At 69.8% G+C, this 14,567-nt stretch carries 11 protein-coding genes; 4 read left to right on the plus strand and 7 right to left on the minus strand.

Annotated features, from left to right (window positions below; genetic code table 11):
- Positions 1 to 34: 34 nt before the first annotated feature.
- On the minus strand, positions 35 to 2,476 hold the full coding sequence (locus ABD808_RS37925; RefSeq protein WP_344908230.1) for a bifunctional acetate--CoA ligase family protein/GNAT family N-acetyltransferase: 2,442 nt from the start codon (positions 2,474 to 2,476) through the stop codon (positions 35 to 37).
- 168 nt (positions 2,477 to 2,644) lie between these two features.
- Here ABD808_RS37925 and ABD808_RS37930 point away from each other — a divergent pair, with 168 nt between their 5' ends.
- Positions 2,645 to 3,568: a carbohydrate kinase family protein gene (locus ABD808_RS37930; RefSeq protein WP_344908233.1), complete on the plus strand. Its 924-nt coding sequence runs from the start codon at positions 2,645 to 2,647 to the stop codon at positions 3,566 to 3,568.
- A 273-nt stretch (positions 3,569 to 3,841) separates the two neighbouring features.
- Here the strand turns inward: ABD808_RS37930 and ABD808_RS37935 are convergent, their stop codons facing one another.
- Together ABD808_RS37935 and ABD808_RS37940 are read right to left on the minus strand one after the other, a co-directional pair.
- Positions 3,842 to 4,867: a LysR family transcriptional regulator gene (locus ABD808_RS37935; protein ID WP_344908236.1), complete on the minus strand. Its 1,026-nt coding sequence runs from the start codon at positions 4,865 to 4,867 to the stop codon at positions 3,842 to 3,844.
- 468 nt (positions 4,868 to 5,335) lie between these two features.
- Positions 5,336 to 7,429 (minus strand): RecQ family ATP-dependent DNA helicase, encoded by a 2,094-nt coding sequence (locus ABD808_RS37940; protein WP_344908239.1) that lies wholly within the window; start codon positions 7,427 to 7,429, stop codon positions 5,336 to 5,338.
- 184 nt (positions 7,430 to 7,613) lie between these two features.
- Between ABD808_RS37940 and ABD808_RS37945 the strand changes: the two genes are divergently transcribed.
- The 3 genes from ABD808_RS37945 (at position 7,614) to ABD808_RS37955 (ending at position 10,477) form a co-directional block, all read left to right on the plus strand.
- A complete protein-coding gene (locus ABD808_RS37945; protein WP_344908241.1) occupies positions 7,614 to 8,942 on the plus strand; it encodes a threonine/serine exporter family protein in 1,329 nt (442 codons plus the stop codon).
- 78 nt (positions 8,943 to 9,020) lie between these two features.
- On the plus strand, positions 9,021 to 9,347 hold the full coding sequence (locus ABD808_RS37950; protein ID WP_344908244.1) for a hypothetical protein: 327 nt from the start codon (positions 9,021 to 9,023) through the stop codon (positions 9,345 to 9,347).
- 11 nt (positions 9,348 to 9,358) lie between these two features.
- Positions 9,359 to 10,477 carry a DUF6745 domain-containing protein gene (locus tag ABD808_RS37955; protein ID WP_344908247.1) on the plus strand — a complete coding sequence of 373 codons (1,119 nt, stop codon included), beginning with the start codon at positions 9,359 to 9,361 and terminating at the stop codon, positions 10,475 to 10,477.
- 83 nt (positions 10,478 to 10,560) lie between these two features.
- On the opposite strand, the gene ABD808_RS37960 is transcribed toward ABD808_RS37955, so the two are convergent.
- The 4 genes from ABD808_RS37960 to ABD808_RS37975 are packed head-to-tail and all read right to left on the minus strand — an operon-like array spanning position 10,561 to position 14,559.
- Complete coding sequence (locus ABD808_RS37960) at positions 10,561 to 11,406, minus strand: STM4011 family radical SAM protein (protein ID WP_344908250.1); 846 nt, start codon at positions 11,404 to 11,406, stop codon at positions 10,561 to 10,563.
- A complete protein-coding gene (locus tag ABD808_RS37965; protein ID WP_344908252.1) occupies positions 11,406 to 12,689 on the minus strand; it encodes an STM4012 family radical SAM protein in 1,284 nt (427 codons plus the stop codon). The genes ABD808_RS37960 and ABD808_RS37965 overlap by 1 nt, the downstream gene beginning before the upstream one ends.
- Positions 12,686 to 13,486, minus strand: a complete 801-nt coding sequence (locus tag ABD808_RS37970; RefSeq protein ID WP_425549027.1) for an STM4013/SEN3800 family hydrolase — start codon at positions 13,484 to 13,486, stop codon at positions 12,686 to 12,688. The genes ABD808_RS37965 and ABD808_RS37970 overlap by 4 nt, the downstream gene beginning before the upstream one ends.
- On the minus strand, positions 13,474 to 14,559 hold the full coding sequence (locus ABD808_RS37975; RefSeq protein WP_344908258.1) for an STM4014 family protein: 1,086 nt from the start codon (positions 14,557 to 14,559) through the stop codon (positions 13,474 to 13,476). Before ABD808_RS37975 ends, ABD808_RS37970 begins: the two co-directional genes overlap by 13 nt.
- Positions 14,560 to 14,567 lie beyond the last annotated feature (8 nt).

Here is a 14,567-nt window from a genome sequence, read left to right on the forward strand (position 1 = left end):
CTGACGGGCTGACGGGCTGACGGGCTGACGGACGTCAGGAGAGCCGCCGCGGCCCCAGTTCGGGCCGCGGTCCCGGCGGCCGGGCCAGGGTCATCGTCACGTGCCGGACGTCGACGCCCGAGGCGTCCGCCATGACCGGGCTCAGCTCCAGCCGCGCCACCTCGGGCAGGTCGTAGTTGAGGCGGGACGCGCGCAACAACAACTCCTCCAGCGCCGTCAGGTTCACCGGTTCCGCGCCGCGATGCCCGAGCAGCAGCGGCGCCGTGCGGACGGCGCGGATCATCTCCGCCGCGTCGACGTCCGCGAGCGGGGACAGCCGGTAGGCGCGGTCGTCCAGCAGGGCCGCGGTCTCGTCGGCGATGCCGAACAAGATCACCGCGCCGAACGAGGGGTCCTCCCTGATCACGACGCGGGTCGGCACTCCTCCGCCCTCGGACACACCGATGCCGTAGCAGGCCAGCAGCTCGGCCGCCTGCTCCGCCGTCGCCTCCACGGGCCCGCCCTGGTCGTCCGAGTCGAGCCATTCGGCGACCAGCTCGCGGGCCCTGTCTCGATCAACGCCGTCGAGCTCCGGCACACGGCCCGCGGGGCGCCGCCGCCACTGTGCGTACCGGATCACGTAGGCCAGCGCCCTGACGGCGTCCTCCGGCGACGGATAGGACGGGATCGAGCCCTCCGCCGCCATGCCGTCCGGGCCGGTCGCGCGCAGTTCGGCGGGCATGCCCTCCGTCCCGAGATACGTCGCCACGATCGGCTTCACGGCACCCGCCGCCAGCCGCCGGATCCTTTCCGGGACGCGCGGGTCGTAGCCGCCGAACGTCGGGGGCGTGAACAGCGCCACCACCGCGTCGACGGTCTCGTCGCTCAGCGCCGATGCGAGCGCCGCCTCGTAGTCGTCGGCGTCGGCGCTCGGACCGAGGTCGATGCGCGGCCGGGCGTCCAGGCCGAGCGCGACGGCCTCGTCCTGCGCCAGCAGCCCCAGCGAGTTCGAGTTGTCGATGATCGCGATCCGGTCGCCCGCAGGAAGCGGCTGGTAGGCCAGCACCTGCGCCACGTCGAACAGCTCCGCCAGGTCGTCCACGCGGATCACCCCGGCCTGCTGGAACAGCGCGCTGACCGCGTGATCGGGCAGCGTCAACGCCCGCGCCGCGTGCCCGAGCGGGACACCCTGCGTGCTCCGCCCACTCTTCACCGCCACGATCGGCTTGCGGCGTCCGAGCCTGCGCGCGAGCCGCGTGAACTTGCGGGGGTTGCCCAGCGATTCCAGATACAACAGGACGGCCTTGGTCGCCGGGTCCTCTTCCCAGTACTGCATCAGGTCGTTGCCGGACACGTCCGCCCGGTTTCCGGCGGAGACGAACGTGGACAGTCCCAGGCCGCGTTCAGCCGTCCGTTGCAGAATCGCGATCCCGAGCGCACCCGACTGGGAGAAGAAGCCCACGGGGCCCCGTCCCGGCATCGTGGGCGCCAGAGTCGCGTTCAACCTCACGCCCGCATCGGTATTGGCGATGCCCAAGCAGTTCGGACCAACGACACGCATCCCATAGGCCCGCGCGAGCCGCACCAGTTCCTCTTGCCTGGCACGCCCGTCCTCGCCGATCTCCCCGAACCCGGACGAGACCACGATCAGACCCCGCACGCCCTTGCCCGCGCACTCCTCCACCACCTCGTGGACGACGTCCGCCCGCACGGCCACGACCGCGAGGTCGACATCGTCCGGAATCTCCAGAACAGACGGATAAGCACGAACACCGGCCACCGCCGCCGCAGTCGGATGCACCGGATACACGGGCCCGCTGAAGTCCCCGGCCAGCAGGTTCCGCAGCGCCGTCCGCCCGACGCTGTGCTCGGCCCGGCTCGCGCCGATCACCGCCACCGACCCCGGGAACAGCAACCGCTGGATCGACCGCGACTCCGCCCGGTGCTCACGCGCCGCCATCACCTCCAGCGACGTCTCGGTCGGCTCGATGTCCAGGACGAGTTCGAACACGCCCTCCTCGTACCGCTGCTCGGCCCGGAAACCCGCCTCCCGGAACACCCGCGTCATCCGCCGGTTGTCGGGCAGCACACTCGCCACGAACCGGCGCACGCCCCGCTCCCGCGCCGCCGCCGCGATGTGCTCCAACAGCACGGGCCCGAGCCCGCGGCCCTGGTGCGCGTCCTCCACCAGGAACGCGACCTCCGCCGTCCCGCTATCAATTCGGTCATAGCGGACGACTGCCACCATCTCCTCGCCGATCGTGGCGATCAGCCCGACCCGCCGATCGTGATCGACATGCGTGAAGTGTTCGACATCACGGTCCGAGAGCGTCGGGCGCGGCGAGAAGAACCGGTAGTAGATCGACTCCGGTGACAGCCGCGAATGGAAATCGCGCAGGAGCCCCCCGTCAGCGGGCCGGATGGGCCGCAGATGCGCCGTTCCGCCGTCGCTCAGGACGACGTCGGCCTCCCACTGATCCGGGTAACGCTCGGTCACGTACCCGAGAGTAAGGCACGGGCACTCCAGGCCCCGCGAGAGGAAAAACCGTGCTTCCTCGGTTTCGCTGCGCGTTCGAGACCTAATCCGGGCTCAAGAGCTGTTACGGTCAAGCACACGCCCAGAATTGCCGCTCGCGCGGGCCGTGTTGATCGAGGTGATGACTCCATGACGCGCGTGGTCGTGGTCGGCGATCTTATGACAGATACCGTCGCGCGTGCCGCGTTCCCCCTCGCGAAGGGGAGCGACACGCCCGCCGCCGTGACGATCCACGGTGGCGGCTCGGGCGCCAACGTGGCCGCCTGGCTCGCCGTCGAGGGAATCGACGTCGCCTTCGTCGGACGCCGCGGCTCCGACATCGCGGGCCGCAACCGGGACATGGAACTGATGGGGTACGGCGTCGACGCCCGCCTCGTCATGGACCAGGAACGTCCCACCGGAACCTGCGTCGTGATGGTCACCCACAAGGGCGACCGCACCATGCTGTCCGACCCCGGAGCCAACGCCGCCCTCCTCCCCGAGGACATCGAGCGCTGCAAGGACCTGTTCGTCCAGGGCACCCACCTGCACATCTCGGGCTACTCCCTGATCAACGAGGGTTCCCGCAAGGCCGCCATCCACACCCTCGATCTCGCCCGCAAGGCGCAGATGTCGGTGTCGGTCGACGGCGGCTCGTCCTCCCCCCTCAAGCGGATGGGCGCCGAGCCCTTCCTCGAATGGACGCAGGGCGCCCGCCTCCTGGTCGTCAACGCCAAGGAGGCCGAGATCCTCACCGGCCGCGACACCCCCGAACAGGCCGCCAAGGTCCTCACCGCCTGGTACCCGCAGGTCGTCATCAAGAGCGGCGCCGACGGCGCCCTCTGGTACACCAACGGCCGCCCCGAACCCGTCACCGTCTCCGCCGAACCCGTCGAGAAGATCGCCGACGGCACCGGCGCCGGCGACGCCTTCGTCGCGGGCTTCATCCCACCCTGGCTGGACGGCAAGCAACCCGCCGACGCCCTGACCGCAGGCTGCCGCCTGGCCGCCCGAGCCATGCAACACCTAGGCGCCCGCCCCACCCTGGACGTAGTAGACAACCAAATCAAATAAGCCCAGGGGGGCGTGCGTGTTAGCCCAGGGGGGCGACCCCCTGGAACCCCCGCAACGCTGCTCAGGGCCTACTGCACGACGAACGTGCCACGTCCAACGCGGAGCTCACCCAGAACGCAGTTCACCTAGGGCACGAGCAGCGCTGTGCACCGCACGTCGAGCAACCCGCCATACCGCCGCGCGGCAGCAGGGGCAGCGGTGGTGGGTAGCCCGTCAGTCGCACGGGCGGTTGTGGGCGCGGCGGGTGGTGGTGGGTGGGGCGGGGTTGGTGGGTCAGGCGATGGGGGTGTAGGTGCGGACGTCCTCTTTTACCGCGGCCCACAGGCGGTTCAGGGGGTGGGCGGCGTCGTAGCGTTCGAGGTCGGCGCGGCGGACGAAGGCGCCGGTCATCAGCTCGGCTCGGGGCTTCAGATCGTCGTTCAGGGTGATGGTGCGGAGCGGGACGGCGTCCGGGTCGTCCTGGGCGGCCATTCCGCGGCCGATCGAACCGGTGACGATCATGCATCCCCGGACGAAGCCCGAGCGTAGTAGGGACAGGCCGTAGTGCACGTCGTCGATGTCGGCGACGACGGTGAGGCGGTCGCGGAAGTTCGTTCCGTACCAGGTGGCGAGCAGGTCGGCGACGAGGCCTGCCGGTGGCACCACCAGGGGGACGCCGCCTAGCCGACTGGTTTCGATTGCCGCGTCCGGCAGCTCTGACTCAGTCAGGTTGGTGAGGAGTAGCGCTTGGCCTCGCGCGTATTCGATGACCTCGTACTCCTCCAGGCGCAGGTCGCCCTCGGGGGTGCTGACGATGCTGCCGCAGATCAGGTCGACCTGGCGGGTCTCCAGGCGTGACCACAGCTCCTTGGTGCGGACGTGGGCGACCTTGAACTCCACCTCACGCTGCTGGAACTCCTCCGAGACCAGGTTCCACGCCCGGGACACGATCGGCAGCGTGAACTCGGTGGTGCCGACGGTCAGCATTCTGCCCAGACGGCGTCGGCTCCAGTGGATCGACTCCAACCATTTCTCGAAGGTCGTCCGCGCCAGTTCGACGGTGGTCTCCCCCGTCGGCGTGAACAGGTAATCCTTGCCGCGCCCCTGCCGAACCGTCAGCACCTCGCCGCACAACGCCTGGCTGTTCCGATTCAGGGTGTCGAGTTGCTTCTGGACACTCGACTGCTCACGCCCGAGCACTCTGGCTGCCCGCAACGCGGACCCCGTCTCGTGCACGGCCAGCAGCGTCCGCAGTTGGTCGAACGTCATATCGAGCAGCCCGGACGGGCAGTCGAGAAGCGCGTCAAGATTCGGCGACACGGAGATGGACATTACTACCTGCTCTGCTGGGCCGCCGAAAATGGCCGAACGGTCAGTTCGGCGGGAAATGATGACATTTCCTGCTGAACTTATCTCAAGATGTTCTTTCAAACAACTGGACAGAGTTTTCTAACCTCTAGAACACTTTCTCCGGGCCGATCCACCGCCGTCGTCATCCGTCTCTTCAAGACGGCGGCGCTCCCGGGCGCGCCCCGGCGGTGCCGGCCGCCGGGGCCGCCGTCCGGTCAGCCGACTCCCGTTCGCCGCGGACCTTCTCCGCCGCGGCGCCCGGGGTGGGACGCCGGCCCGTGCGCGGGGCCGCGCGCACGGGCCGGCCACGTCGTCACCGCCCGCGCCCACGGGGGCGCGCGGGCGGTCGGCGAGGGCCCACTGGTAGCCGCCGTCTTCGTCCGCGCCCACAGGGGCGCGCGGGCGGCTGACAGATGGGTTGGGTCGCTTGGGGTCCGGTTAGTTGGGGGTGGCCAGGGTCAGAGGGAGGATTGATTGGGCGCCGGATTCTTTGAGGAGGCGGGTTGCGATGGTCATTGTCCAGCCGGTTTCTATCTGGTCGTCTACCAGGAGGATCGGCCCTGGGGTGGTGCGGAGGGCTGTGGCCAGGTCGGGGGGGACGGTGAGGGTGTGCCAGACGGAGCGGAGGCGTTGGGCGCTGTTGTGGCGGCGTGGGGTCGGGTCGCCTACGGGGGTCAACTCGCCCAGGTAGGGGAGGCGGCCTATTTCGGCGATCTGGCGGCCGAAGGTGGTGACCAGGCGGGGGCGGGAGCGGGAGCCGATGGTGACCACGCCGGCAGGGCGGGCGGGCCAGTCCCAGGCGGCGAGGATCCGGACCACGGCGTCGAGCATGTCGGTGGGGACGTCGGTGTCGGGGGCGGCGAGCAGGGCGCGTAGGCGGGTGCCCCAGCCGATGTCGGTGAGGCGGCCCAGGGCGCGGCCCGTCTCGGCCTGGAGGGTGGGAGGGATGCGGCCGGAGACGCCCAGGTCGTCCTTGACTCCGGCGGGCCACATGCGGCGGGGGGCGACGTCCACGCCGGGGCGGTGTAGGCGGGTGCGGGCCTGGGTCGTGCTCTTCTCGGTGACGTCGGCGGGCCAGTGGCGACCTGTGCAGTTGTCGCAACGGCCGCAGGGGGTTGCGTCAGGGTCGTCGAGCTGGCGGCGTAGGTACTCCTCTCGGCAGGTTGTGGTGGTGATGTAGTCGAGCATTGTTTGTTGTTCTCGGCGGCGTTCGGCGGTGACGCGGTCGTAGCGTTCGCGGTCGTATGACCAGGGTTGGCCGGTCGCCGTCCAGCCCCCCTTGACGCGGCGGACGGCGCCGTCGACGTCGAGGACCTTCAGCATCATGTCCAGGCGGGTGCGGTTGAGGTCTACGTGGGGTTCCAGGGCGCCCGTGGAGAGAGGGCGGTCTGTGGACTGGAGGATTTCGAGGGTTTGGCGGACGGTGGGCTCCGGGGGGAACGCGAGGCTGGCGAAGTAGGCCCAGATGTCGCGGTCCTCACGGCCGGGGAGCAGGATCACCTCCGCGCGGTCGACGCCGCGTCCGGCGCGTCCGATCTGCTGGTAGTAGGCGACCGGAGACTGTGGAGCGCCGACATGGACGATGAAGCCGAGGTCGGGTTTGTCGAAGCCCATGCCTAGGGCGCTCGTGGCGACCAGGGCTTTGAGGTTGTTGTCGAGGAGGTCTTGTTCGTGCTGGAGGCGTTCTGCCTGTTCGGTCTGGCCTGAGTAGGCGGCTACCCGGTGGCCCCGGTCGCTGAGGTATCCGGCGATCTCGTGGGCGGCGGCCACGGTGAGGGTGTAGATGATGCCGGAACCGGGGAGTTCGCCTAGCCGGTCGCCCAGCCAGGCGATGCGCTGGGCGGCGGTGGGCAGTGTGACGACGGCCAGGTGGAGCGATTCGCGTTCGAGGGGGCCGCGCAGGACGAGGGCGTCGTCTCCGGCGAGTTGCTCGGCGACGTCCTGGGTGACGCGGGAGTTGGCGGTGGCCGTGGTGGCCAAGACCGGGATGCCCGGCGGGAGTTCGGCGAGGAGGGTGCGGAGCCGCCGGTAGTCGGGGCGGAAGTCGTGGCCCCAGTCGGAGATGCAGTGCGCCTCGTCCACCACGACGAGGCCGGCCCCGGCGGCGAGCTTGGGCAGGACGAGGTCACGGAACTCGGGGTTGTTGAGACGTTCGGGGCTGACCAGCAGGACGTCGACCGCGCCCGCCTCGACCTCGGCGAAGATCTGCTCCCAGTCGCCGGTGTTGGACGAGTTGACGGTGCGGGCATGGATGCCCGCGCGGTCGGCGGCGTCGATCTGGTTGCGCATCAGCGCCAGCAGCGGCGAGACGATCACGGTGGGCCCGGCGCCGCGGGCCCGGAGCAGCCGGGTGGCCACGAAGTACACGGCGGACTTGCCCCAGCCGGTGCGCTGGACGACCAGGGCACGGCGTCGCTCGACGACGAGGGCGTTGATCGCCGTCCACTGGTCGTCGCGGAGGCGCGCGCCGTCGCCCGCCAGTGCGCGCAGGCAGCGCTCGGCCTCGTCCCGGAGCTGGTCGGAAGTACTCATGCGTCCTTGCTACCAGCACCGCCGACGGCACCGCACCAGAATCTCGTTCTGTGGATAACGGGGGCGGCGGATTTCGGACGTGAGGGCACGGGTAGCCTGCAAATCAAGATCGGTTACCGGCGGGAAGGAACGCGGGCGGGGCATGGGCGCGGCGGAACGCTTGCGGCGGACGTGGCATGTTCTGATGACCCACTCGCCCCCTGAACCCCCCGAGGAGGAGCCCGCCGAGAGCGTCGACCCGCGAGCCATCGACCTGGTCCTGCGTGTCGGCGAACTGCTCCTGGCGAGTGGTGAGACGACCGAGCGGGTCAACGAGGCGATGCTGGGGTTGGCGGTCGCCTACGAGCTTCCGCGTTGTGAGGTGCAGGTCACTCTGACGAGCATTCTCGTCTCGGCCCATCCTGGGAAGGGCGAGCCTCCGGTTACGGGGACGCGGGCCATTCGTCGTCGTACACCCGCGTTCTGGCGGCTCACTGCGCTTCATCAGCTTGTCCAGGACGCATCTATTGGGATGTTGGAGCTTGACCAGGCCCACGAGAGGCTCGCGGAGATAAAGCGGGCTCGTCCTCCCTATCCGGCGTGGTTGCTGGTGGTGTCGCTGGGGCTTATCTCGGCGTCCGGCAGTGTGCTTGTTGGGGGCGGGCCACTTGTGGCGACCACGGCGTTCGTCGCCACTCTGCTTGGTGACCGTGCCGCTGCCGCGTTGGCGCGGCGCGGGATCGCGGAGTTCTTCCAACTGGCGTTGGCCGCCGCGATCGGTGCGGGGGCCGCGGCGATCGTGGTGGCGATGGGCAATCCCGGTCAGGCCGCGACGATCGTCACGGGCGCGATCCTGGCGCTGCTGCCGGGGCGTCCGTTGGTCGCGAGTATCCAGGACGGAATCACTGGTGACCTGGTCAGCGCTGGTGCGCGGGTCCTGGAGGTCTTCTTCATGCTCGCGGCGATCGTGTCGGGGCTGGGCGCGGTCGTGTACATCGCGGTCAAACTCGGTGTGTCGCTTGATGTCGGCCACCTGCCCACTCCTGCGGCGGAGTTGGAACCGGTCGCCGTCCTGGCTGCTGCGGCGATTTCGTTGACGTTCGCCGTATCGCTGGCCGTTCCACGCAACGTGCTGACTGCGGCGGCCCTTGGCGGCGGGGTGATCTGGGTGTTGTACGTCCTGGCGCGTGGGTGGAATGTCCCGCCGGTCTTGGCGGCTGCCGTTGCCGCCACTGTGGTGGGTGTCGGGGCGAACTGGCTGGCGCGTAGGCATGGGCAGCCCGTCATGCCGTTCGTGGTGCCTGCGATTGGCCCCCTGCTGCCCGGGACCGCGCTCTACCGGGGCATGGTCGAGCTCAACACTGGTTCTCCTGAGGCGGGTGTGTTGAGCCTTATTGGCGCCGTTTCCGTGGCGTTGGCGCTGGGCGCGGGCGTGAACCTCGGTGGTGAGTTCATCCGGGCGTTCCAGCACGTCGGGTTGAGCGCGTCGGGGCGGTGGGCCCGTCCGGCGGCTCGGCGCACGCGGGGCTTCTAGCCGGGTTGGGCGCCCGCGTCTGTCGGTGCTCGTTTTGTCGGCGCTCGTTCTGTCGGTGGTGGACGTTACGTTCGTCGCATGTACCGACAGGGAGACATCCTGATCTTGCCGGTGGCGGAGGACGCCGTCCCGCAGTCCGTCCGTGACCTGCCGGAGGCGCCACGGGACGGGCGGGGCCGCATGGTCCTGGCGCTGGGCGAGGCCACCGGGCACGCGCACGCGCTGTCCGCGCCGGGTTCGCTGCGGCGCGTCCCCGATCCGCTCGCCCCGGACCATCTGCACCTGCCGTCCGGCGGGCGGCTGGTCCACGAGGAGCACGCGGCGATCACCCTGCCGAAGGGCTGGTACCGCGTCATCCGCCAGCGCGAGTACATGCCCGGTACCGTCCGCGTCGTCGCCGACTGAGAGGTCTGTAAATGCCCACCGCGACAGCACGCGAACCCCATTTCGTGGTCGGCGACTGGCAGTCGACCGCCTTCTCCACCGGGCCCGCCGACCGTGAACGCGCGGAGGCCGGGATCGCGGCGGCGTACGCTGCCGCCGGTCTGCCCGCACCCGAGCGGTATGTCTGGGTGCCCTCCCCCGCGCGCGGCGCCGTCGCCGCGGCCGTCCTGGCCGGTCATGGCGACGCCCTGGCCGCCGCCGGGCTCGGCGAACTCGTCGCGCAAGCCAGGGCCGACCTGGTCGGCACCGACGCGGGAGCGAGCGTTCTGGCCAAGGTGCGGACGCGCCCGTGGGAGGCCGAACGCACCGCGGCCTGCTCCGAACAGGGGCCGGAGCAGTGGCCGCGGGTGTGGTCCGAGACGGGCGGGCTCCTCTGGAACCAGGTGCAGGCACTGGTCACGCGCGTGCGCGGCGCCATTGGCGAGCTGCCGGACGGCGACCGCGCGGAGGAGGCCGGGGCCCTCCTGCGCGGTGCCACGCTCGACGCGGTCCTCGGCCAGCACGACGCGCCTTGGCTGGCGCTGTTCGAAACGCTCGGACGGTTGGACGGCCCGCTCGCCGGTCTTGCCGAGGCCGCCCGGTCTTCCGGTTGGTGGTGGCCGTACGAGCGGCTGGTCATCCTGTCGGAACGTCCCAGCGAACTGCACCGCGACGAACCCGGACGGCTCCACCGTGGCGACGGTCCCGCGCTCGCGTATCCCGACGGCTTCGCCTTGCATTCCTGGCGCGGAATGCCGATTCCGCCCGACTTCGTCGACTCGCTGACCAACCTCACGCCCGCACGCATCTCGTCCGAGGAGAACGCCGAGCTGCGCCGGGTGATGCTGGAGATCTTCGGTTACGACCGCTATCTGGCCGAGACCGGCGCCCGTCCCGTGCACCGGGACGAGACCGGTGTCCTGTGGTCGATCGAGCTTCCCGGCGACGAACCGGTCGTGATGGTGGAGGTCGTGAACTCCACCCCGGAGCCGGACGGAACCCGCCGCACCTACTACCTGCGCGTCCCACCAGACACTCGCACAGCGCGCGCGGGCGTCGCCTGGACGTTCGGCGTGGACGAGTCCGACTACCACCCCGAGAAGCAGACCTGAGCCAGCGGGCCTCCCCCCCGCCCCCGGGCGGGCGTCCGTTGGTCGCACTTCCCCAGTCACCAACGGACGCCCGCTCATATGGGTCAGGGGCGGGCCGGGATTCGTTCCAGGATGCCTCCGGCGAAGGTGGTGTACAGGTCGAGTGGCTCCAGGTGGACGTAACCGATGTGGCAGTCGCACACGTCCAGGGGGCAGGGGCGCGGGGCGAGGGCTTTTCGGAACGAACCGTCGTAGAGGTTGCCCAGGACGGTGGGGACGAAATGGCAGCGGCGGACGGTGCCGTCGCCGTCCACAGAGACGACTGTGTCGCCGGTTCGGCAGGCGAGGCCACGGCTGGGGTGCGGGTGGCGGCTTGTCGGGAAATGGGGGTCGATCGCCGTCCAGTCGTCGGCCTCGGCGTCGGTGTAGGTGTGGCCTTCGGCGGCGTTGATCCACAGGTAGGTGCCGGAGGGCAGGTCGGCGCGCAGGCGTTGGGCGGCTTCCAGGTGGTCGGGGAGGCCGACGACGCCGACGCTGAACCGCACCCGACGGGCGTCCAGCTCATGGCACTTGGCCAGGAACCGGTCGTACGGGACCTGGCCGGGGTGGTACGTCGCCCACAGCGCGAGGCGGGTCAGGTCGGCGTCGGACGTCCACGACACGCGATGGCTCAGGTTCGTCTGGATAGCGACACGGTCGATATGAGGTAGATGGCTGAGGTCCGTGAGCGCGCGCCGGTACCAGGACCGGACGAGACCCTCGCCCCACGGCGTGAACAACACGGAGATGCGGTGGTCTTGGGTAGAGACCCATTCCGTGAAGCGTTCTAGCGCGGCACGGTCTGCGCGGAGCTGGGCCGGGGTGTCGCGGCGCTTGGCGAACGGGCAGTACGGGCAGTCGTAGTCGCAGCTGGAAAGCGGCCCCCGGTAGAGGATGGTGAGGTGCTCCATCAGCGGGCCTTGTAGGAAGCCATCAGCTCCTGGACGCGCGGTGAGAACAGCGCGGGGCCGATGGCGTCGGAGTAGGCAAGCCCTTCTGGAGTCAACCTGATGGTGTCGTCGGACGTTTCCAGCCATCCGTGCTCTTGGAAGGTGCCGAGGTCCGCGGGGAAATCGTCCAGCGGGTCTGTGCCGAAGTGTGACTTGTAGAGGGTTCGGTCAAGGCCTGGCGCCTGCAGGAGCGACTGGATGAGGTGGCGGCGACGGCGTTCGTCGTCGTCCAGGTCGAAGCCGACCCGTGCGGTGGTGAAGTCCTTCTCGGCCACGTAGTCGTTGATGATGGAGCGGACGTGTCTTTGCTCCACCGCGTATTCGAACGAGTAGTGGCGGCGGGACGTGTAGGAGCGGGCTCCGCACCCCAGTCCGATCATGCCGTCCGTCTGGCAGCAGTATTCGGTGCCATTGGCATGCGCGGAGGGCTTCCGGAACATCCGCATTGATACCTGCTCATAGCCTTCGGCCAGGAGGTGGTCTCTGCCGATCCGGTAGAGGCTCAGGCGGTGGTCGTCCCAGTCTTGCGCGCGGTGTTCGAGGCCGGTCTTCGGACGGACGTACAAGGGGTAGAGGTAGATCTCTTCTGGGTGCCAGGCTAGGGCGGCGTTCAGGGAGTGCATCCAGGTCGCGGGTGTCTGACCGTCGATGCCGTAGATGAGGTCGATGTTGAGGGTCGGGAAGCCCACGGCACGGATGCGCTCCAGGGCCGCTTCGACTTCGGCGCGTTTCTGGGGTCGGACGGCCGCGCGAGCCTCGCTGTCGATGAAGGTCTGCACGCCGATGGAGATGCGGGACGTTCCTCGGTCGGCGAGCACGGTCAGGCGGTCTGTGGTCGCGGTGGCCGGTGACGTCTCCACGCCCAAGGGGACCGTGCCGAATCCCGGGAAACGGCCCGCGATATCGCAGAGCCGTTCCAGTTCGGGCGCGGCGAAGTAGGTGGGAGTACCGCCACCGAAAGCGGCGGTGGCGAACGAACCCTTGCCGTCCAGCGCGTCCAAGACGGCGGTGGCCTGGCGGTCGAGAGCGTCTAGGTACGCGCCGGTCAGTTCTTCGGGCGCGCCGGTGCGTGTGAACAGATTGCAGAAGCCGCACCGCATCTCGCAGAAGGGCACATGCAGGTAGAGAAAGAGCGCGTCGAGCGCCTCGCCGGACCACACGTCGCGCAGTGGCTGCGAAACAGAGAACGGACGGTACGCGGTCTTGTGCGGATAGGCGTAGACGTAGGCCTGATAAGGATTCACGAAAGAACGAACTCCCCGTACGGAACGGTCCAGACGACCTCGTGGCCGATGCGGTGCCCGATGTGACCGTCCTCCCCGTAGGCCGTCCCATGGTCGGAGCAGACGATGACGAAGCAGGGACGTCGCATGAGGGAGAACAGGCGGCCGAGGTGCGCGTCCACGTGCCGGAGCGCGGCGGCGTGGCTCGCGCGCGTGTCCCCGTCTGCGGGCGTGGCACCGTCCAGGTAGAACCAGTTGGGCTGGTGCAGGGCCGCGACGTTCAGAAGCAGGAACAGGCGTCGTTCGGCTGGCAGCCGGCTGACGCAGTCGGCTATGCGGTCGATCTGGTTGGGCAACGATTGCGGGTCGGTCACGCCGAACCCACGTTCCCAGTGACTTTCGGCGAACAGCGACGGAAGCGCGGATCCGAGCGGTGTCAGCTTGTTGAAGAACCCGACGCCGCCCACGCAGACCGTGTGGTACCCGGCGGCGGCCAGCCCAGACGGTAGGTCGGTGGCGTCGAACGTCCAGGTGCCGTCCGTGGTCGTCTCGCTGCCCGGGAACGTCCCGGCGAACAGGCGAGGGTGCGGCCCCGGGGACGCGGGGGTCGGCAGGAAACCGGCCAGCATCGCGGTGTGCGCGGCGTAGGTGAAGCTGCCCGGCGTGTGGCGGCGTTCCCAGCGTCCGCCCGGAAGGAACCCTGCCAGGGTGGGCGTCTCACCGGACGCGGCCAGTTCGGCCGCCACGTCGTAGCGCAACGTGTCGAGAGTCACCAGCAGCAGGTCGTGGCTGCCGACGACGTCGTTCATGTCATACATACGGACAGTGCTGTTCTCAAATCGGCTGTTCTGATCTGGGTGGCATAGGTGTCGAGCCCTTCGGCGGGACCGCCGGGCAGACCGGTGAGGCCGGGAAGCAGGTCGCCGAAGGCATTGACCTCGCAGACCGCGAACCGCTTCATGCCCTGACCCACGAGCAGGTCGACGCCGACCATAGGGCTGCCCGGGAAACATGCGGCGGCCCGCACGCACACGTCCAGGGCCCGTTGCCAGCCGTTCGGCCCAAGCGCGCCCTGCACCGCAGTGAGGTCTCCCCTCGCACCGCCCAAGTGCAGGTTGGTCATCGGGTGGCGGCTCGTGCGGACGACCACGTGAGTGGGTTCACCGCCAATGACGACGACGCGCAGGTCGAACACACGGCCGCCGACCATTGCCTTCGGCAGCCACCGCTCCACGTGCAGCCCGTCCGGCGCGAGCGCGTCGATCAGGGCGGCGACCTCCGACTCGGTCTCGTAGGCGCGCACGCGCAGCGAGTTGACCGGCCCGTCTCCGGTCATGAACGCCGAGGTGACCGCCCTCACCCGGCCCGGTGCGGTTTGCAGCGCGACCACACCGGACGCGGACGAACCGTGCGCCGGTTTCACGAACACCCGCCGCTCCCCCGCCTCGGCCATCCGGGAACGGAGCGCGGCATAACCGTCGATCTCGGGCAGCGCGTGCGGGACGGGCACTCCGGCGTCCAGGAGCCCGGCATGCGCGCGCCGCTTGTCGAACATGATCGCGATCTCCTCGACGTCGCCGAGGAACCGCGCCCCGGCGGCCGTCGCCGCCGCCGACAGACGGGCCAGCGCCGCCGTGAACGTCCGGTGCCAGCGGGCGCCGCCGCCGACCCGCGCCGGTGAGCCGGGGCCGCGCAGGAGCGCGTCGGCAGCCGGGTCCTCGCCGGGCGAGTCGACGCGCAGCAGGTCGCCCGGCCGCAGGACGATCTCGCCGCCGCGCAGCACGTCCGTCCAGGCGATGAGCCGGGGCTCGGGCAGCCCGGACGACCGGCACGCGGCGGCGAACAGCGCGGGACGCCTGTCACCGGGCGTCCCGACCACCACGAACGTCATTCCGGCAC

It is taken from the genome of Actinomadura meridiana, assembly GCF_039537545.1.
Classification (GTDB): Bacteria; Actinomycetota; Actinomycetes; order Streptosporangiales; family Streptosporangiaceae; genus Spirillospora; species Spirillospora meridiana.

Excerpts from the sequence above, each read along its gene's own strand:
- ABD808_RS37930 (WP_344908233.1), top strand. The coding sequence starts at position 2,645 with ATGACGCGCGTGGTCGTGGTCGGCGATCTTATGACAGATACCGTCGCG.
- ABD808_RS37940 (WP_344908239.1), bottom strand. The coding sequence starts at position 7,429 with ATGAGTACTTCCGACCAGCTCCGGGACGAGGCCGAGCGCTGCCTGCGC.
- ABD808_RS37950 (WP_344908244.1), top strand. The coding sequence starts at position 9,021 with ATGTACCGACAGGGAGACATCCTGATCTTGCCGGTGGCGGAGGACGCC.
- ABD808_RS37955 (WP_344908247.1), top strand. The coding sequence starts at position 9,359 with ATGCCCACCGCGACAGCACGCGAACCCCATTTCGTGGTCGGCGACTGG.
- ABD808_RS37960 (WP_344908250.1), bottom strand. The coding sequence starts at position 11,406 with ATGGAGCACCTCACCATCCTCTACCGGGGGCCGCTTTCCAGCTGCGAC.
- ABD808_RS37975 (WP_344908258.1), bottom strand. The coding sequence starts at position 14,559 with ATGACGTTCGTGGTGGTCGGGACGCCCGGTGACAGGCGTCCCGCGCTG.
- ABD808_RS37945 (WP_344908241.1), top strand. The coding sequence starts at position 7,614 with ATGACCCACTCGCCCCCTGAACCCCCCGAGGAGGAGCCCGCCGAGAGC.
- ABD808_RS37970 (WP_425549027.1), bottom strand. The coding sequence starts at position 13,486 with ATGTATGACATGAACGACGTCGTCGGCAGCCACGACCTGCTGCTGGTG.